The 19,401-nt window shown below is 42.1% G+C and carries 14 protein-coding genes and 2 tRNA genes; 2 read left to right on the forward strand and 14 right to left on the reverse strand.

From position 1 onward, the window contains the following. Positions 1 to 62: 62 nt before the first annotated feature. The 14 genes from hemG to BUW93_RS11170 form a co-directional block, all read right to left on the reverse strand. Positions 63 to 614, reverse strand: a complete 552-nt coding sequence (gene hemG, locus BUW93_RS11105) for a menaquinone-dependent protoporphyrinogen IX dehydrogenase (protein ID WP_081211774.1) — start codon at positions 612 to 614, stop codon at positions 63 to 65. An 85-nt stretch (positions 615 to 699) separates the two neighbouring features. Continuing rightward, positions 700 to 1,488, reverse strand: a complete 789-nt coding sequence (gene pflA, locus BUW93_RS11110) for a pyruvate formate-lyase-activating protein (RefSeq protein ID WP_232778350.1) — start codon at positions 1,486 to 1,488, stop codon at positions 700 to 702. A 105-nt stretch (positions 1,489 to 1,593) separates the two neighbouring features. Then, the gene (pflB, locus tag BUW93_RS11115) at positions 1,594 to 3,834 is read right to left on the reverse strand and encodes a formate C-acetyltransferase (protein ID WP_081211775.1); all 2,241 of its coding nucleotides are present in this window, start codon (positions 3,832 to 3,834) and stop codon (positions 1,594 to 1,596) included. 49 nt (positions 3,835 to 3,883) lie between these two features. Beyond that, entirely contained in the window at positions 3,884 to 5,170 is a 1,287-nt protein-coding gene (locus BUW93_RS11120; RefSeq protein WP_081211776.1) for an L-lactate MFS transporter, read from the reverse strand. 531 nt (positions 5,171 to 5,701) lie between these two features. Beyond that, positions 5,702 to 5,950 (reverse strand): GIY-YIG nuclease family protein, encoded by a 249-nt coding sequence (locus BUW93_RS15180; RefSeq protein ID WP_081211777.1) that lies wholly within the window; start codon positions 5,948 to 5,950, stop codon positions 5,702 to 5,704. A gap of 46 nt (positions 5,951 to 5,996) precedes the next feature. Next, positions 5,997 to 6,071 (reverse strand) — tRNA-Val (locus BUW93_RS11130). A gap of 190 nt (positions 6,072 to 6,261) precedes the next feature. Continuing rightward, positions 6,262 to 6,336: transfer RNA gene (locus BUW93_RS11135), tRNA-Val, on the reverse strand. A gap of 64 nt (positions 6,337 to 6,400) precedes the next feature. Continuing rightward, the gene (locus BUW93_RS11140; protein ID WP_081211881.1) at positions 6,401 to 7,591 is read right to left on the reverse strand and encodes a bifunctional folylpolyglutamate synthase/dihydrofolate synthase; all 1,191 of its coding nucleotides are present in this window, start codon (positions 7,589 to 7,591) and stop codon (positions 6,401 to 6,403) included. Between the two features lie 30 nt (positions 7,592 to 7,621). Further along, complete coding sequence (locus BUW93_RS11145) at positions 7,622 to 8,446, reverse strand: energy transducer TonB (RefSeq protein ID WP_081211778.1); 825 nt, start codon at positions 8,444 to 8,446, stop codon at positions 7,622 to 7,624. Position 8,447: 1 nt separating this feature from the next. Next, positions 8,448 to 8,840 carry an ExbD/TolR family protein gene (locus BUW93_RS11150; protein WP_081211779.1) on the reverse strand — a complete coding sequence of 131 codons (393 nt, stop codon included), beginning with the start codon at positions 8,838 to 8,840 and terminating at the stop codon, positions 8,448 to 8,450. 1 nt (position 8,841) lies between these two features. After that, positions 8,842 to 9,543 (reverse strand): MotA/TolQ/ExbB proton channel family protein, encoded by a 702-nt coding sequence (locus tag BUW93_RS11155; RefSeq protein ID WP_081211780.1) that lies wholly within the window; start codon positions 9,541 to 9,543, stop codon positions 8,842 to 8,844. Between the two features lie 117 nt (positions 9,544 to 9,660). Beyond that, on the reverse strand, positions 9,661 to 11,037 hold the full coding sequence (nhaD, locus tag BUW93_RS11160) for a sodium:proton antiporter NhaD (RefSeq protein WP_081211781.1): 1,377 nt from the start codon (positions 11,035 to 11,037) through the stop codon (positions 9,661 to 9,663). 10 nt (positions 11,038 to 11,047) lie between these two features. Further along, the gene (locus BUW93_RS11165) at positions 11,048 to 12,274 is read right to left on the reverse strand and encodes a Glu/Leu/Phe/Val dehydrogenase dimerization domain-containing protein (RefSeq protein ID WP_081211782.1); all 1,227 of its coding nucleotides are present in this window, start codon (positions 12,272 to 12,274) and stop codon (positions 11,048 to 11,050) included. Positions 12,275 to 12,337: 63 nt separating this feature from the next. Then, the gene (locus tag BUW93_RS11170; RefSeq protein ID WP_081211783.1) at positions 12,338 to 13,402 is read right to left on the reverse strand and encodes an anhydro-N-acetylmuramic acid kinase; all 1,065 of its coding nucleotides are present in this window, start codon (positions 13,400 to 13,402) and stop codon (positions 12,338 to 12,340) included. A 91-nt stretch (positions 13,403 to 13,493) separates the two neighbouring features. On the opposite strand from BUW93_RS11170, the gene BUW93_RS11175 reads away from it, so the two are divergent. Together BUW93_RS11175 and gltB are read left to right on the forward strand one after the other, a co-directional pair. Further along, positions 13,494 to 14,636: an acyl-CoA dehydrogenase gene (locus BUW93_RS11175; protein ID WP_081211784.1), complete on the forward strand. Its 1,143-nt coding sequence runs from the start codon at positions 13,494 to 13,496 to the stop codon at positions 14,634 to 14,636. A gap of 239 nt (positions 14,637 to 14,875) precedes the next feature. After that, positions 14,876 to 19,399, forward strand: a complete 4,524-nt coding sequence (gene gltB / locus BUW93_RS11180) for a glutamate synthase large subunit (protein WP_081211785.1) — start codon at positions 14,876 to 14,878, stop codon at positions 19,397 to 19,399. Positions 19,400 to 19,401 lie beyond the last annotated feature (2 nt).

The following is a 19,401-nucleotide window of genomic DNA, read 5'->3' on the forward strand; positions in this document are numbered from 1 at the left end:
GATGGCTCTTTTGAAAATATTTTTTATGCTAAAATTTTCAAATTCTTTAATAGCAGGCGGGATTAGTACCGGCTGGAGGCTCCCTTAAGTTGCTTTAGGCTTAGTTCCCCAAACTCTCTCACGCTTTCCCAGTTCGTGTACTCTATACAAGTATCTGATTTTGTTGGACCGTGGGTAAATTTCATTATAAGTTTTATCATAATCCTGTCTAGCATAGAATAGGCCCGGTAATCGAGTTTACCTGCGAACACAGCCATAAAATCAGGTTTCCAATTAACCTCCTTTAAGAATTTGATCAGGTAGGGATTGGTCCCGGGGGAATTCCTGTCGCTTTTTCTGGCCACCAGATTAACAGAAAAGAAGGCAGTGGTAATCCGGCTAAGGCTTTCTTTATTATTTAAAACAAATTTCCGAACCCTGATATTATGCTTCCCGTATCGTACCCCTGCACCTATAATCAGGAGATCAAAGTCAGTCACCTGCTCTTCAAAATCCTCAATGGAGTACAATTTGGCTGCCACTTTCTGCTCACGCAAGTCCTGTAATAAGGCTTCAGCTATCTTTTTAGTCTGCCCATCAACACTGGAATAGATGATGCCAAGCTTTTTTTCCATTAGACCCTGACTTTAGGTGAATAAAAATAGGGAAATCCAGCAAGACTTAAGCATTATTTCTCCTAATCACCGATGCTCCGCTTACTTAATTTACCCTTACCTCTCTGAAATAATTCTTTAATATTTCTGAAATATTCTTAAGCTTCTGTTGAGTAGGAGGTTCAATTCCTTTAAGCTTATACTCCATTCCCATGGCCTCCCATTTATGCACTCCCAGCATATGGTATGGCAGCACATCAATTCGTTCTATATGTTTATATTCCTGAAAGAATTTTCCCAGTTCGTGCAAATACTCTTCCTGATCAGACCAGCCGGGAACAAGCACATACCGAAGCCACATCGGCTTTCCTGTTTCTTCCCTATGGGCTGCTACCTTGAAGGTGTTTTTATTTGAAAGCCCGGTAAGTTTCCGGTGCCATTCTTCATTAAAATGTTTCACGTCCAGCATCAACAGGTCTGTTTCCTCCAGCAGTTCTTTAGTTTGTGTATCTATAAGCCTGCCGTTGGTATCAAGAGCTGTATTAATCCCTTCCTCGTGCAATCTCCTGAACAGCTGTTTCAGAGGTTTCCGCTGTAGCAAGGGCTCCCCGCCCGAAACAGTGACTCCCCCGGTTTTTCCGAAATAGCGTTTCTGCCTGATCGCCCGTTGCACAATTTCTTCAATCTCTATAAAACTACCTCCCTTAACATCCATAGTATCGGGATTAGCGCAATAAAGGCAACGAAATTGGCAACCCTGCACGAATACCACCATCCTGATTCCCGGGCCGTCATGAGTCCCAAAACTCTCAATGGAATGGATTCTGAGTTGATCTGAGCTTCCCTCATTGAGTTGGGTCGCATCCTGGGGAACAAGCATTCCGTTTTTGATCATTTTTTTAGCTTTTCAGAAGTTATTGAGAGTTGGGCAACAGCACCGGAATGATTCTTCAAAGGGAAAAATCAAACCGGTACAAACCCAAAGCGCTACACTTTAATCTTACATTCTTTCGTGGAAGGTTCTTGTGATCACCTCCAACTGATGTGCTTTAGACAGGCGGATAAAATTAACCGCATAACCTGAGACCCTTATCGTCAACTGGGGATAGTTCTCAGGATGCTCATAGGCGTCCATCAAAGTTTCCCGATTGAGAACATTAACATTAAGATGGTGTCCCTTATTAGAAAAATAGCCATCAAGCAAGGTAATTAGGTTCTCTACCTGATCTTCAGGGGCGCTACCCAAAGACTTTGGTACTATAGAGAAGGTATTTGAAATCCCATCCATCGCATCGCGGTAATCAAGTTTAGCAACCGAATTTAGCGAAGCTATGGCACCATGGGTGTCCCGCCCGTGCACAGGATTCGCGCCGGGAGCGAAGGCTTCGCCGGCTTTTCTTCCGTCTGGAGTGGCTCCCGTCTTTTTACCATACATAACATTAGATGTTATGGTAAGCAAAGACATGGATGGCTGTGCATTCTTATAGCATTTGTGCTTAGCAAGTTCGGTAAAGAAAGAATGAGAAATATCTTTTGCGATGGTATCTACCCAGTCATCGTCATTTCCGAACTTAGGAAAATCTCCCTCTATTTTAAAATCTACTGTAAGTCCATCCTCATTCCGAATTGGCTTAACCCGGGCATATTTTATGGCCGATAAAGAATCGGCAATAATCGAGATTCCAGCAGCACCATAAGCCATATCGATACCAGGATCGGAATCTATTAATGCCATCTGGGCTTTTTCATAGTAATACCTGTCGTGCATATAGTGAATAATATTCATAGTTTTTGAATATACCCTGGCCACTTCTGCCATTGCAGGCCTGAACTTTTCCATTACCTCATCATAATTCAGGTATTCCCCTTCAATCGGTGAAATGTCTTTCAGTATCTTTTTTCCTGAAATTTCTTCACGACCTTCATTCAGGGCCATTAAAAGGACTTTTGGTAAATTCACGCGTGCACCAAAGAATTGGATTCTTTTTCCAAGGTCCTGATGAGAAACACAACAGGCTATCCCGTAATCATCCGATCCGCGGTACTCTCTCATCATATCATCATTCATATACTGAATGGAAGAGGTATCAATAGAAACTTTAGTACAGAATTTTTTAAATCCTTCGGGGAGATTATCTGCCCAAAGCACTGTTAAGTTTGGTTCTGGTGAAGGCCCAAGATTATACAGCGTTTGCAGAAAGCGGAAAGAGTTCTTGGTAACTTTAGTCCTTCCATCTTCAAACTGTCCTCCTATGGTTTCGGTAACCCAGGTAGGATCACCCCCAAAGATCTCATCATAGGCACCCGGCCTAAGATGGCGCACCATTCGCAATTTCATTACAAACTGATCTACCAGTTCCTGGGCTTCCTCTTCAGAAATAAATCCGTTGGCGAGATCTCTTTCAAAATAAATATCAAGGAAAGAAGAAACATTTCCAAGGGACATAGCAGCACCATCCTGCTCCTTTACGGCAGCCAGATAGGCCATATACACCCATTGAATGGCTTCCCGGGCATTATTAGCAGGACGACCAAGATCAAGCCCATATAAAGCACCTAATTTTATAATATCCTTTAGAGCCACTATCTGATCGTTTATTTCCTCGCGAAGTCGGATCTTATGGTCATCCATCTCCCCGTCAATAGTTTTTTTATCAGCCAGTTTCACCTCAATTAGACGATCGGCTCCATAAAGAGCCAGACGACGATAGTCTCCGATGATCCTTCCGCGGGCATAATTATCTGGTAATCCTGTGAGAACACCGTGAGACCTATAACTTCTTATTTCGGAGTCATAAGCCGAAAACACCGCGTTGTTGTGGTCTTTAGTATAGTTAAATAATTCTGTCACCCAATCGGCTACTTTCAGACCTTTTTCTGAAACAGCACCTTCCACCACCCGGATCCCTCCGAAAGGCTTCATGGCTCTTTTTAGAAGTTCATCTGTTTGTAATCCCACCACTACTTCGAGATCTTTCTTAATATAACCGGGGCCATGGCTGGTAATGCTAGAAATGGTTTCGGTGTCTATGGATCTGCATCCGCCGTTTACCCGCTCTTCTTTCATAGCGTCAAGGCAAAGCTGCCATAATTCCTTTGTTCTTTCGGTAGCTCCTTTAAGAAAGGTAGCATCTCCATAGTATGGAGTGATATTTCTTACAACAAAATCCCTTACATCAATTTTTTGGTTCCAAACCTCCTCATCCTGTGGGGAAAGCACCTTGTTAGACACGTCAATCATAGTTTTATATTTAGTAGTTATTTATACTTTATGGGATTACATTTTTAGACTATACATATTCAGGTTCCTGCTCTACGACAGGTTTTTCTTTTCTATTTGCAGATTCCTTTTTTAGTTTTTTAATTTCCTTTTGGGTCAGCAAAGACAGACCAAATGCGACTACCAGGAGTCCGGCGAAAAAGTAAAGCGTTCCATTATAGCTTTCTGTAACACTACGTGACCAGGCAGCGAAAAGAGGTCCGGCCATTCCTGCAGCAGCCCAGGCTGTAAGCATATAGCCGTGAATGGCTCCAAGCTGTTTAGTGCCAAAGACATCTCCTATATAAGCCGGAATGGTAGCAAAACCTCCTCCGTAACAGGACATAATAAGGAAGATAACCGCCTGGAAAAGCAATGCATTGGTAATGCCGGGAAGGGTAAAAAAGGCGATGATCTGGATAGCAAAAAAGAGCGTATACATTGCAGGACGACCTATTTTATCAGAAAAAGTAGCCCAGCCAATTCGACCGGCTCCGTTGAACAATCCCATGATCCCAACCATAGTAGCAGCTGAAATTACCGTAAGGCCAGCATATTCCTGAGCCATCGGGGAGGCTACGGAAATAATCGCGATCCCACATGAGATATTTATGAAAAGCATTAACCATAAATACCAGAATCTTCTTGTTTTAACAGCCTGGTTAGCCGTAAGTTGTGAAAGATCCTCGGTAACCTTCTTCTTTCCAGCTGCAACTGTAGCCTTGAAACCTGCAGGCATCCAGTCTTTTGGTGGTGGAGCAAGATAAAGAGAGGAAACGAATATAATGGTGAAATAGGCAGACCCCATAATGAAAAAGGTATTAGCAATGCCTACAGCAGCGATCAGATAAACAATTATTGGACTGCTAACGAGTGCTGCGAATCCGAAGCCCATAATGGCTAGTCCAGTGGCTAATCCGCGCCGATCAGGAAACCATTTTATAAGGGTGGATACCGGGGTTATATACCCCAGGCCTAAGCCAATTCCCCCAAAGATGCCATAAAAGAGATACAGCAGGTAAAGAGATTCCAGATATATGGCGAGTCCCGAACCTGCAATCCCTATTCCGAAAAAGATAGCTGCAAGTATTCCAGATTTTTTAGGTCCCTTCTTTTCGAGATAATGGCCCAAAAAGGCAGCAGAAATACCCAGGAAAAATATGGCGAGACTAAAGGTGAACTGAGTATCCCTAAGCTCCCAGCCAAACTGCTCGATCAAAGGTTTAGTGTAAACACTCCAGGCATAAACTGAGCCGATAGAGATGTGAATTCCTACAGCAGAGGCAGCGATTAACCAACGGTTTTTTTCTTTTCCCATGATATTTTATTTAAGATTTGTTTATTCTGATGTCGGTTAATGAACCTCAATCTGTAAACAAATTAATAGCAGAAAAAGAGGTGAAAATATGAGGATGGTCAGGTAAGGAAAAACAGGTGACAATAGTTATTAACTACAACGTTTTCAGGTTAAAAGAAATATGAAAGTTAAATTTTTGGAGGGAATAAAAGGCTAATTAAAGATCGATCTAAACAGCTTTTAGGTGGTCGGTATAGAGCTACGATATATCCATACAAAATTCCTGAAGTAGCAGAATTGGAAATTTGGGAAGACAGGCGTACCCAACGGATTCAGTTTCGATGACTCTCCCGAGGTATATTCGGATTGCTCTGAGCCCACTGAGCTCATCAAAATTAAAGAAACAACAGTATAAAACCAGAAAAGGCTTCCAAAAACAGGAAGCCTTCTTTCGTTAAGTGTGGGCGCGAAGGGATTCTGCCTGTCCCGAATTCACTTCGGGAAACCCCTGACCCTCCCGATATGAAATCGGGATACTCTGAACCAACTGCCCTACTTTTCAATTAATTTCTTAATCATTATCCGGCTTTTCCACTTTTTAATTTGGCGCTCTCTGTTTAATGCTTCTGTCCTTGTCTTGAACTCTTCAGAGCGCACAAGAATCCAATCTTTCACTTTTGAGGTAAAACCTTTCTTGCTTTGCAAATGTTTGTCCAACCGTATAGCAATATCCTGAGTAGAACCTATATAATATTTATTCAGCTCTTCAGAAAATAATATATAAACGTAAAACTTCGGCATAAAAAAATCCCTAAAGCAGGTAAACTTTGGGATTTGGGAATAAAAGTGGGCGCGAAGGGATTCGAACCCCTGACCCCTTGGGTGTAAACCAAGTGCTCTGAACCAACTGAGCTACGCGCCCTTAAAATATCAATAAAATCTCCCTCTGAAGGAAGCCGCTCAAAAACTGGGCAATCAATCTAGAATTATCAAGTTTTCCTTTTTCCAAACCTGACCCTCCCGATGCAAAATCGGGATGCTCTGAACCAACTGAGCTACGCGCCCTAAGCTTTCATTAAAAAAGGCTTCTTTAGAAGCCTTGTGAATGGGAGTGGGCGCGAAGGGATTCGAACCCCTGACCCCTTGGGTGTAAACCAAGTGCTCTGAACCAACTGAGCTACGCGCCCATTCTTTAATGCGGATGCAAATATAGATTAGTTTTTCTATTGCACCAAGAAAAAAGAAAAAAAATCAAATTATTTCAGCAACGGTAAAAGTACTGCCTCCCACAAACACAAGATCCTCATCCAGGGCACTATCTACAGCTACTTCATAAGCTTTTGAAACCGAATCGAATACCCTCCCCACCAGGTTAAATCGCGCTGCTTTTTCAGCTAAAACTTCTGAATCAAGCCCCCTTGGAATATCCGGTTTACAAAAATAATATTGAGCCCCGGTAGGAAACAGAGGTAAAATAGATTCCAGATCTTTATCGTTTACCACTCCTAAAACTATATGCAAATGCTGAAATTCTTCTCCTTTAAGTTGTTTAAAAACAAGCTTAAGCCCTTCCTTATTATGGGCTGTATCGCAGATAACCTTTGGTTTTTCCTGCAATATATCCCATCGCCCCTGAAGGGAGGTATGGAGTTTTACACTATTTAAACCGTTCTTCAAGCACTCTTCGGGAATATTCCATCCTTTTTCCCTGAGCAACTTCACCGCCCCCAGGACACTTTTTATATTCTTATTCTGATAATCTCCTTTAAGATCGGTGCTATATTGAGAAAAGCGGAGATCCTGGGCAAAAACTAATTTTGCATTTAGCTTTTCGGCGATTTCCTTAAAAACCGGGGTGGTTTCTTTATGCTTTTCCCCGATTATCACCGGGATACCTTTTTTAATAATTCCGGCTTTCTCCCGGGCTATTTCAGGGAGGCTACTCCCTAAGTGAGCGGTATGGTCCAAACCTATATTTGTTATCACAGAGACTTCCGGAGTAATAATGTTTGTGGAATCCAGACGCCCTCCCATTCCCACTTCAATTACCGCAATATCAACTTCCTCTTTGGCAAAGTGTTCGAAAGCCATACCCACGGTCATTTCGAAAAAAGAAAGTTTAGCTTCTTTAAGAAACTCTTTATGAGTTTTCACAAAGCTTACCACCGATTTTTTATCGATTAGGCGGCCGTTTATTTTAATACGTTCCCTGAAATCCTTAAGATGCGGCGAAGTATAAAGTCCCACCTTATAACCCGCTTCCTGTAAAACTGAAGCCAACATATGGCTGGTTGATCCCTTCCCATTGGTGCCGGCCACGTGTATAGATTTAAACTTTTTATGAGGTTCTTCCAGATGTGCTGCAAGCTGAAGGGTTTTGGTAAGATCTTTTTTAAAGGCCTGATCCCCCACCCTCTGGTACATAGGCAACTGCTGAAACATCCACTCAACAGTATCTTTGTAAGTATTCACCTATTCTGAGAGTTTAAAATTATAAATAATCGTCCCTACCTGTCTGGAGGGAGCATCGTTATCGCTATTGAAACGAGTAGCCATAGCGGCACGTTTGGCAGGTTCGGTAAGACAGGAAGCAGAGTTAGTAGTCCCTTTTACACCCGGGGTTGCGTTGATAACCTGTCCTGAGCGGTTCACTTCAATACGCACCACCACAATTCCCGATTCATTACAATCCTGAACAAATTTCTCTTTATTCAGCGCTCTCCTGCCACCAAGGCGGTAATTACCATCCCCATCGAGACCGGCACCGTTTCCATAGTAAGAACTTGCATTGGGATCACCATCTGGCGAACCTTTATCTCCCGCTACATTATCATCACCCTCTCCGCCAGTTTCTGAACCACTGCGCTCTGGCCCATTAAGAATACTGCTCATCGCATCGGTGGTAGATTTATCGGGTTTGGGTTCGGGTTTTTCTGCAGGGGGTTGTTCTTTAGGCTTTTCAGGAGTTTCCTTTTTTACCGGTTGCGGCTCCTTTTTCTTTTCAATAACTGGAGCTTCCTCAGTTTGCTGGGTTACTACTTCCTCTTCAATCACCGGTTCGGGTTGGGAAACGGGTTCGGGAGCAGTAGTTTGCTGTGGAGCAGATTTAACCGGCTCGGTGGGCTGATTATCGCCTGCACCAACTTCAGAAGTACCGAAGTTTATCGCAATTCCATTTTCCGGGGGCGGATCTAAATATTTAAAACCTAAAAACAACATCAAAATGATCAAAAGCACGTGAAGTACCACCGTGATGGTAAAGGATTTTTTCTCGTGTTTTGTTTCAAGCATTGCCATTTTATTCAGGTTTTACGGCCAGTACGATTTTATAACTGTTGCGGTTGGCGATATCCATAACATTTACGGCCTTTTCTATAGGCACTCCTTCTTCGGCCCTTAAAATTATTGTTGGGTTCTCTTCTCCAACAAGTTTGCTTTTAAGTGTTTTTTCCAAAGCGCTGGCACTCACCCTTTCTTCATTCACATAAAACTGAAGATCTTTGGTAATACTTACCGCAATATTTTGCTGAGTAGTGGTTTTACCTTTGGCCTTAGGAAGAATCAGATCCAGGGCTTCAGGTGTAATTACAGGAGAAGTAAGCATAAAAAAGATCAACAACAGAAATACAATATCTGTCATTGAACTCATGCTAAAATCTGCACTAACTTTATTTCTGCTTCTTAAGTTCATATTAAGCAGGTTCGTTTAATAAGTCTAAGAAATCTACTGCGGTCGCTTCCATTTGGTGAACCACTTTATCGGTTTTCACTACGAGGTGGTTGTAACCAATATAGGCGATAATACCAACTATAAGTCCGGCAACAGTGGTTGTCATCGCTGTATATATACCTTCGGCGAGGGCTCCCATTTGTGCCTGGCCACTACTTGTTGCCAATTCATGAAAAGCAAGTACCATACCAATAACGGTACCCAGAAAACCAATCATTGGCGCGGCTCCGGCGATGGTTGCAAGAATACTTACGTTCTTTTCAAGTTTATAGACCTCCAGTCTCCCTGCATTTTCAATGGCGGTATTTATATCTTCCAGCGGACTCCCGATTCGGGAAATCCCTTTTTCTGTAAGCCTGGCGACAGGGGAATCACTTTGGGCACAGCGCATTTTAGCCGATTCAATATTTCCATTTAAAACGCTATCCTTGATTTGCAGCATAAAATTCTTATCTACCTGGCTGGCTGCTTTTATGGCAAAAAGCCTTTCAAAGTAAATATAGACTCCAGCAAATAGAAGCACAAAAAGAATAATGATAATAATCTGACCTCCAAGGCCACCGCTTAACATTAGATCAAATAACGAAAGGGTTTTTTCCTCTACAACAGGTTCAGCATCCTGAGCTGCCTGGGCAAGACCATCTTGCTGCAAAAAATATAGCATGTGTTCGATTTAGGTTTTTTATTGTAACGTGAGAATCTGAATTTAATTGTAAATATAATTGAGCCATTGCATTCTCACAACTACATTGACCAGAATAAAAATATTATTAATCGGCGACTAAAGAAACAAATACTCGATAAGGATGAAACTAATTGCTCCAGAAAGAAATCCTATAAGCGCAAGTGGAGCGATATTTTTAAGATACCACATAAAGTCTATCTTCTCCATCCCCATTGCTGCTACCCCTGCTGCCGATCCAATAACCAACATGCTACCTCCGGTTCCGGATGAATAAGCTATAAAATGCCATATCGAACTATCGAGAGGGAAATCATACATGGCAATCGAAGCTGCAACCAAAGGCACATTATCTATCACCGAGGAAAGGACTCCTAACAATATTATCACCACATCCATACTGGGAATAGCATTTGAAAGAGAGTTTGAAGCGTAAAGCAAAGTCCCAGCCATTTCTCCATTTATTGAACCAAATACCAGGCTCTCCAAACCAGCCACGGCCAAAAGAATCCCAAGAAAAAACAAGATACTGGAGAACTCTATTTTAGATAAGGCTTTACTGGTAGAATACTGATATTTTTGGACCTTGGTAATATTCTTTATCGGTTTAACATATTCCGAAACCAGCCAAACCATTCCTAAACTAAAAAGTATTCCTATGTAAGGCGGTAAGCCGGTGATGGCTTTGAATAATGGAACAAATACAAATGCGCCCAATCCCACATTTAGCATGGTCTTACTACTGAGAAGACGTTCAGATTCTGGATCTGCCACAGCCTTTTTAAGCACCGTCTGTCCTTTAAAGGCTTTGAGCCTGCTTCCTATAACAAACGGAAGAACGAAGCTTATTAATGAAGGAATGATTACATATTCAATTAAACCGGGAGTAGTCACTTTATTATTAATCCAGAGCATGGTGGTGGTAACATCTCCGATAGGCGACCAGGCACCACCGGCATTAGCGGCAATTACTATCATTGCCGCAAACCAAACCCGGTAGTCCCGTTTGGGAACAAGTTTCCTTAATAGGGTAACCAGAATTATAGTAGTAGTAAGATTATCGATTATAGCCGATAAAACAAAAGCCAGACCACCAATTATCCAAAGCAGCTTCTTTTTATTAGTGGTTGTAATTCTTTTTTTAATAAGGGCAAAACCACGGTGAAGATCTATGATTTCCACAATGGTCATTGCCCCTATAAGAAAGAAAAGTATCTCACTGATCTTGCTAAAATGATGCATCAGGTTATTATTAAACCCGTCCCTTTGCAAAGTGGGGTCACCCTGAAGAATGTTGAATACCTCCCCATGAGAATTGATAATGGAGAACCAACCCTGATTAAAACCGTAAGCCATCAGAGCCCACATAATGGTTGCCATCAGTAATGCCGATACCGCTTTGTCCAGCCTTAAGGGGTGCTCCAGGGTGATAAGCAGGTACCCCAGAAAAAACAAGATTATTATAAAAGAAATCATCGAGTAATATTTACACCAATTGTTTCAGGGCAATCTCAAAGGCTGTTTTGCTTACATCCGTTTTACTGCTATTGCTATTGAAGGTATTCTGAATAGCATTTTTTATGGTCATGGAGGTGTCATTAAAGATAGATTCATCGGTCATTTGTACCCTTCCCTCCATAAAATAAGCAAATACCCGAGCCATTCCACAGTTGGCGATGAAATCGGGAATAAGGCTAACTTTTTCATCAGTATATTCCATAATCGGCCCAAAAAAGATCTCTTCATCGGCAAAAGGTACATTTGCGCCCGAAGATACCACCTCCAGTTTTCGCTCGATTAAACTGGTAATTTGTTCTTTATTGATTAATCGTGAAGCCGCACAGGGAGCAAATACTTCTGCATCCAGTTGCCATATTTTTTCGTTTATCTCCTGAAAAGGGATGAGATTAGGGTGCTTAAGGGTATTCCCTTCTTTATTGAGAAACAATTCTTTTATCTCTTCAAAAGAAAAACCTTCCTGGTTGATCAAACCGCCTTCACGGTCAATAATGCCGACAATCTTAACACCCATTTGCGCGAGATAATAAGCAGCAGCAGAGCCTACATTGCCAAAGCCCTGGACTATGGCTCGTTTACCTTTTACTTCTCCACCATAAATACCATAGTAATGCTTTACTGCTTCTGCAACTCCATAGCCGGTAATCATATCTGCCACGGTATATTTACGACTCGTATCGGGGGAGTAATTCGTATTTTCAAGAACCTTAATCACACCCTGGCGTAACTGGCCGATCCTGTTAATTTTATCGGCCTCACTTGGTTTAAAATGTCCATTAAAAACCCCTTCCTGCGGATGCCAAACCCCACAGTTTTCGGTAATTGGAATCACTTCGTTAATTTCATCTACATTAAGATCGCCCCCGGTGCCATAATAGCTTTTCAGAAGTGGGGAAACCGCATTATACCAGCGTTCCAGGACGCCCTTTTTTCGTGGATCGTTAGGATCAAAATTTATCCCAGACTTTGCTCCCCCAATTGCGGGCCCTGAAACAGTAAATTTCACTTCCATGGTTTTCGCAAGGGATAGCACCTCATTTTCATCAAGGCCCGGTCGCATACGGGTACCGCCACCGGCGGCACCTCCACGTAATGAATTTATGACCGTCCAGCCTTCGGCATCGGTTTCAGAATCCCGCCAGTGAAATACAATTTCCGGCTCCTTATTTTCATATACTTTTAATAATTCCTTCATTTTTGGTGTAGTTTTTAGCAAATATATAAACTAAGTTACATATTATTGGTTTTTCAATAAAATTTATAGTTCAAAAATCACTCCTGCCGAATGGTCTTTTTCCGCACCAGTTACAGACTTGAGCGTGTTAATTTCACCCCTGATTTTAAGTACTCCCAGCAAACCAAAAATCAAGGCCTCTTTATAATCGATAATTTCTTTTGATGGTATGGTAAAATGGCAGGGAGAATTATCCTTTAATTCCTTTATAATAAAACTATTGAAAGCACCTCCCCCGGTAACCAACACATTCGAGTTTTCATCCCTATCCAAAACCCTTGCAATTTGTTGAGCTATATGCACAGAATAGGTATGTATAATGGCTGGGATATCCTCCTCATATTTCTCCAGAACGGGGAATAGTTCTTCTGAAACCCATTCCATTCCGAGAGATTTTGGTGGTTTTTGCGCGTAAAAAGGAAGTTGATTCAGTTCTTTTAAAAGTTTTTCATTTAATTCCCCGGCGGAGGCTAATTTTCCGCCTTCGTCAAATTCCTTCCCAAGCTTTTTGGCGTAATGATTCAACACAGTGTTTACTGCGCAAATATCGTAAGCGATTCGGTCTCCCTTCTCTTCCGTAGAAATATTGGCGAATCCACCCAGATTAAGGCAATATTTATATTCTGAGAATAAGAGTCGATCTCCTATTGGAACCAGGGGAGCTCCCTGGCCGCCTAGTTTTACATCCTGTACCCGAAAGTCACAAACCACCTTTTGTCCGGTTAGATAAGCCAGCTTTTCCAAATTACCGATTTGGAGGGTGTACTGGTTTTCGGGCTCATGTTTAATAGTATGTCCGTGACTGCAAATGGCATCGAGATCGGTGATATGATGTTTTTCAATGAATAGAGAAATCACCTCTGCAAGATACTGGGTATATTTAAGGTTGAGATCCTCAAGTCTTTCTTCTGAAAAATTTATGGCCGCAGCCAAAGTTTCCTGCCAATTAAGAGGATAGGGGCTGGTTTCGGCCTTCAGGATCTTATAAGACCATTCATTTTTATAATCAAAATTCACATACACCAGGTCGATACCATCCAGGGATGTTCCCGACATTACTCCTAAAATTTTATAATTCGCTTTTTTCATATTCGTAAAATTAATGAAAGTAAATTGAATATTACACATCAAAAAGTTATCTTTGGGAACCAAATTTAGGTATTCCTTAAACAAAATTAATATGGATTTCAAACTAACAGAAGAACATATAATGATACGCGATGCGGCACGTGATTTCGCCAAAAACGAACTCCTGCCCGGCGTTATCGAACGTGATGAAAAACAAGAGTTTCCCGCAAAACAGGTGAAGATGATGGGTGAACTTGGGTTTCTGGGAATGATGGCCTCCCCGGAATATGGCGGCGGAGGAATGGACACTGTTTCCTACGTACTGGCAATGGAAGAAATTTCCAAGATCGACGCTTCAGCATCGGTTGTCATGTCGGTAAACAATTCGCTCGTTTGCTGGGGCCTTGACACCTACGCCAGCCCTGAACAAAAAGAGAAATATCTCACAAAACTTGCAACCGGAGAAAAATTAGGCGCCTTTTGTCTATCAGAACCCGAAGCAGGAAGTGACGCTACTTCTCAAAAAACAACGGCAATAGACAAAGGCGACCACTATCTTTTAAACGGGACAAAAAACTGGATCACTAACGGAGGAACCGCCGATTATTATCTGGTGATTGCCCAAACCGATCGGGAGAAAAAACATAAGGGTATCAACGCTTTTATCGTTGAAAAAGGTTGGGAAGGTTTTGAAATAGGACCAAAAGAACAAAAATTGGGAATTAGGGGTAGCGATACACATTCTCTTAATTTCAACGATGTTAAAGTTCCCAAAGAAAACAGAATAGGCGAAGATGGTTTCGGATTTAAATTTGCAATGAAAACCCTTTCGGGAGGAAGAATTGGAATCGCGGCACAGGCTCTTGGAATTGCATCGGGCGCCTATGAGTTAGCCAAAAAATACTCCAAAGAAAGAAAAGCCTTTGGAACCGAAATCTGTAATCACCAGGCTATCGCCTTCAAACTGGCAGATATGCACACCCAAATCGAAGCAGCACAACATTTGGTGATGAAAGCTGCCTGGGACAAAGATCAACATCAGAATTATGACCTTTCAGGAGCTATGGCAAAGCTCCATGCCTCAAAAACAGCAATGGATGTGGCTATAGAAGCTGTACAGATCCACGGTGGAAATGGTTATGTTAAAGAATATCACGTAGAGCGTTTAATGAGAGATGCCAAGATCACTCAGATCTATGAAGGCACTTCTGAAATTCAGAAAATAGTAATTTCGCGTTCTATTCTCAAGGACTAATTATTCTTAATTTAGATAGAAAAGCCCGGCCCATTTTTTGGTTCCGGGCTTTTTTCGCTCCTAATACCATCGATCTATTTTAAAAGATTTTTAATGCATCCCTTCTCAAATTAAGTGATTATCATTTTATATCGATTTAATTGTTTTTAATGAATTTATTTCTGATTTAACATTAATACACCTCTTTTTCTTTATGGTTTTGGGTAATTTAGCGAAAATTACTTAAGGACGATAAGGACATGAAATTAAAAAAGCAGGGGCTCTATTCTCCCGAATTTGAGCATGATAATTGTGGAGCAGGATTTATTTGCAATCTTAAAGGAAAACGCACTAATGATATAATTCATAAGGCTATTGATATCCTCATCAGGTTAGAACATCGGGGTGCGGTAAGTGCCGATGGGAAAACCGGGGATGGCGCCGGGATTCTCATAGAGATTCCTCATGATTTTTTTAAGGAAAACTGTGAATTCAAGCTTCCTGATTTCAAGGAGTATGCGGTAGGCATGGTTTTTCTACCCAGGGCGGTCAATCAACGAAATATCTGTAAAGAAATCTTTGAAGAAGAAATTACCGGCCAGGGGCTTAATATCATCGGTTGGCGTGAGGTGCCGGTTAACAGAGCCTGCCTGGGTAGTATCGCCTCCCTTTCTGAGCCAAATATGCAGCAGGTATTTATTGGCAAAGACGAAGAAATTTCAGCAGCTACCTTTAATGCCAGGCTTTTTGCAGCCCGGAAGATTGCCGAACACCGCATTGAGAAATCAGAACTCTCTGAAGCTGATACTTTCTACCTACCAAGTCTCTCTACCAATACCATAATCTATAAAGGTCTTTTGATGCCCCAGGACATTAATGTCTATTATAAAGATTTAAATGAACCCGGGGTAGTAACCAAACTAGCCCTGGTTCATCAACGTTTTTCGACTAACACCTTCCCTACCTGGGATCTGGCACAGCCCTTCAGGTATATGTGTCATAATGGAGAAATAAACACACTTAGAGGAAACCTTAGCAGGATGAAAGCCAGAGAAGAACTTTTTGAAAGCGAAGTCTTTGGCGAAGATCTAAAAAAGATCGTCCCTATAACCGCCGATGGTAAATCAGATTCTGCTTCTATGGATACCGTATTGGAATTATTGCTTCAAACCGGTCGCTCGCTGCCGGAAGCCATTATGATGATGGTGCCCGAAGCCTGGGAGAAGAATCCCTCTATGAGCGAGGAGAAGAAAGCTTTTTATGAATACAATGCATGTATTATGGAACCCTGGGATGGCCCTGCTTCCATTCCGTTTACCGACGGAAATTACATTGGAGCCTTACTGGACAGAAATGGACTTAGGCCCTCCCGTTATACGCTCACTAAAGACGGTTATGTAATTATGTCTTCTGAAACGGGAGTAATGGATATCAAACCAGAAAATGTTGAACTTCACGGCCGTCTCGAGCCCGGTAGGATGTTTCTGGTAGATATGAACGAAGGCAGGATAGTCAGGGACGAAGAAGTGAAAAGCAAGATCGTTTCAGAAAGGCCCTACCGGAAATGGTTAAACAACAACCTGCTGCCCCTGGCAGAGGTACCCTATACAGGAAATAAAACCCCCCGGGAAAAAATTGACTTTAACACCAGGCAGAAACTTTTCGGTTATACCCTGGAAGATATCAGCACCATTATCACCCCCATGGCAACTCTTGGCAAGGAAGCTATAGGCTCTATGGGAGCAGATATCCCCCTGGCAGTACTTTCAGATAAACCGCAACTCCTCTTCAATTATTTCAAACAGTTATTTGCCCAGGTTACCAACCCACCTCTGGATGGGATCAGGGAAGAAATCGTAACAGACATTAGCCTGGCCATTGGAGAAGATCGTAATATCTTCGATATTATTCCGGAGCAAGCGAAGAAACTCCGCATACAAAATCCTGTGATTTCCAACGAGGATCTCGATAAGATCAAATACATTGATCAGCCCGATTTTAAAACCGAATCGATTTCTATTTTATATGAAGCTGAAAAAGGGCTTAACGGTCTGGAGACCCGCCTGGATGAAATAATATATGAGATCAATAATGCGGTAGATCGTGGCTGTAATGTGATCATTCTTAGCGACAGAAATGTGAATCCCAAACTGGCTCCAATTCCTTCACTCCTGGCCTGCTCTTTTGTTCATCACCGGGTGAAAAAATATAACAGGAGATCTTCCTTCGGAATTGTGATCGAATCGGCCGAGCCAAGGGAACCTCATCATTTTGCTCTTCTATTTGGTTATGGTGCCAGTGCGATAAACCCATATATGGTGAATGAAATTATTCATCAGCTGGTGGAAGACAATGAAATTGATATGGAAGACGCTGAAGAAGCAGTTCAGAATTTCAACAAAGCCATAGGAAAAGGGATTGTGAAGATCATGAACAAAATAGGGATCTCCACCCTGCATTCGTACCGTGGTGCACAGATTTTTGAGATCCTTGGTCTTAATCAAAAATTTGTCGACAAATATTTTAGTAATACCCCAACCCGTATCGAAGGGATTGGATTATACGAAATCGAAAAGGAAATCCAGAAGCGCTTTGAGGCAGCCTTTCAACCCCCCGAAACCGACACAGGGCTGGATCTTGATATAGGTGGCGATTACCGTTGGCGAAGAAACGGGGAACGGCATATGTTTAACCCTGCCAGTGTCGCAAAACTCCAGCAAGCTGTAAAACAAAATAACCCTAAGAGTTACCAGGAATATTCAAAACTCATTAACGACCAGAACGAGGCCTTAATGACCTTGCGCGGTATGTTTAAGTTCAAAGATCTCAATCCAATTCCAATAGACGAAGTTGAACCCTGGACAGAAATTGTAAAACGATTTAAAACCGGGGCGATGTCTTTCGGTTCCATCAGCAAGGAGGCACACGAAAACCTGGCCATTGCGATGAACAGGATGAAAGGAAAAAGCAATTCGGGAGAAGGCGGTGAAGACCCCCAGCGATTCAATAAAGACCTTGACGGTAATTGGAGAAATTCAGCAATAAAACAGGTAGCTTCAGGCCGATTTGGTGTTTCTATTAATTATCTAAGCAGCGCCAGTGAGATTCAAATAAAGATGGCCCAGGGGGCTAAACCCGGTGAAGGCGGCCAGCTGCCGGGACAAAAGGTTAATCCAGACATCGCCAAAACCCGAAATTCCACTCCGTATGTAGGCTTGATCTCCCCACCACCACACCATGATATTTATTCTATAGAAGATCTCGCACAGCTCATTTTTGATCTTAAAAATGCTAATCGCGAAGCACGCATTAACGTTAAACTGGTTTCAAAAGTTGGTGTAGGCACAATCGCAGCAGGGGTTGCGAAAGCAAAAGCCGATGTGGTTTTGATCTCCGGTTTTGACGGAGGTACCGGGGCCTCTCCCCTTACCTCTTTAAGACACGCAGGTTTGCCCTGGGAGCTGGGAATCGCGGAAGCCCAACAAACCCTGCTCTTAAATAATTTACGAAACCGGATCGTGGTTGAATGTGACGGGCAGTTAAAAACGGGACGGGATGTAGCTATCGCCTGTTTACTGGGCGCAGAGGAATTTGGATTTTCTACAGCGCCACTGGTAGCTTCAGGTTGCATAATGATGCGCGCCTGCCACCTCAACACCTGCCCGGTAGGTATTGCCACGCAAGACCCCGAACTTAGAAAGAAATTCAAGGGTACCCCGGAAGATGTGATCAACTTCATGTATTTCATCGCCCAGGAATTAAGAGAGATCATGGCAAGTCTCGGTTTCAGAAGTATAAACGAAATGGTGGGGCAAAACCAAAAACTCGATATGAATCGCGCCATAGAACATTACAAAGCCCAGGGTATCGACCTATCCAATATTCTGTATAAACCGAAGATTGATGAAGATATGCCACTTTACAATACTCAAAAACAGCAACATAATCTCGAAAATGTGCTTGATTTTGAGATTCTAAAGCAGGCACACCCCTCTATTTACCGGAAAGAAAAAATGAGCCTTGATTTTGAAATCAGTAATATAAACAGGACTACCGGCGCCATTTTAAGCAATGAGATATCTAAAATACACGGAGAGAAAGGTCTCCCTGAAAATACCTTAAACCTAAATTTCACAGGATCGGCAGGCCAGAGTTTTGGAGCATTTACCACAAAAGGTGTGAGCCTCCATGTTATTGGCAATACCAACGATTACTTCGGAAAAGGACTTTCCGGGGCCACCCTTAGCGTTAAAAAACCAAAAACAGCAAGTTTTAAATCTCATGAAAATGTGATTATTGGGAATGTCGCCCTTTATGGTGCTATTAACGGGGAAGCTTTCATCAACGGGATCGGTGGTGAACGTTTCTGTGTAAGAAATTCAGGAGCTAAAGCAGTGATCGAAGGAATTGGAGACCACGGCTGTGAATACATGACCGGAGGAATAGCGGTGATCCTGGGTAAAATAGGAAGAAATTTTGCAGCAGGGATGAGCGGAGGAATCGCATATATTTTTAATCCTGAAGATAAACTCGATCATAATAATTTTAATATGGAAATGATCGAACTGGAAGAAGCTTCCGCAGAAAATAAAGCAGAAATAAAAGAACTTATTGAAAAACACAAAGCCTATACAGATAGTGAACTCGCAACAGAAATTCTCGATAACTGGGAAGAAAACGCGGGTAAATTCATAAAAGTAATGCCTACCGAATATAAAAAAGCATTGAAACTACTGGAGGAAGAGAAATTGAGAAATGCCGAAGCAGAACTGAAAACAGCATAAGA

Origin of the sequence: Salegentibacter sediminis, from assembly GCF_002078605.1 — a bacterium.
Taxonomy (GTDB): Bacteria; Bacteroidota; Bacteroidia; order Flavobacteriales; family Flavobacteriaceae; genus Salegentibacter; species Salegentibacter sediminis.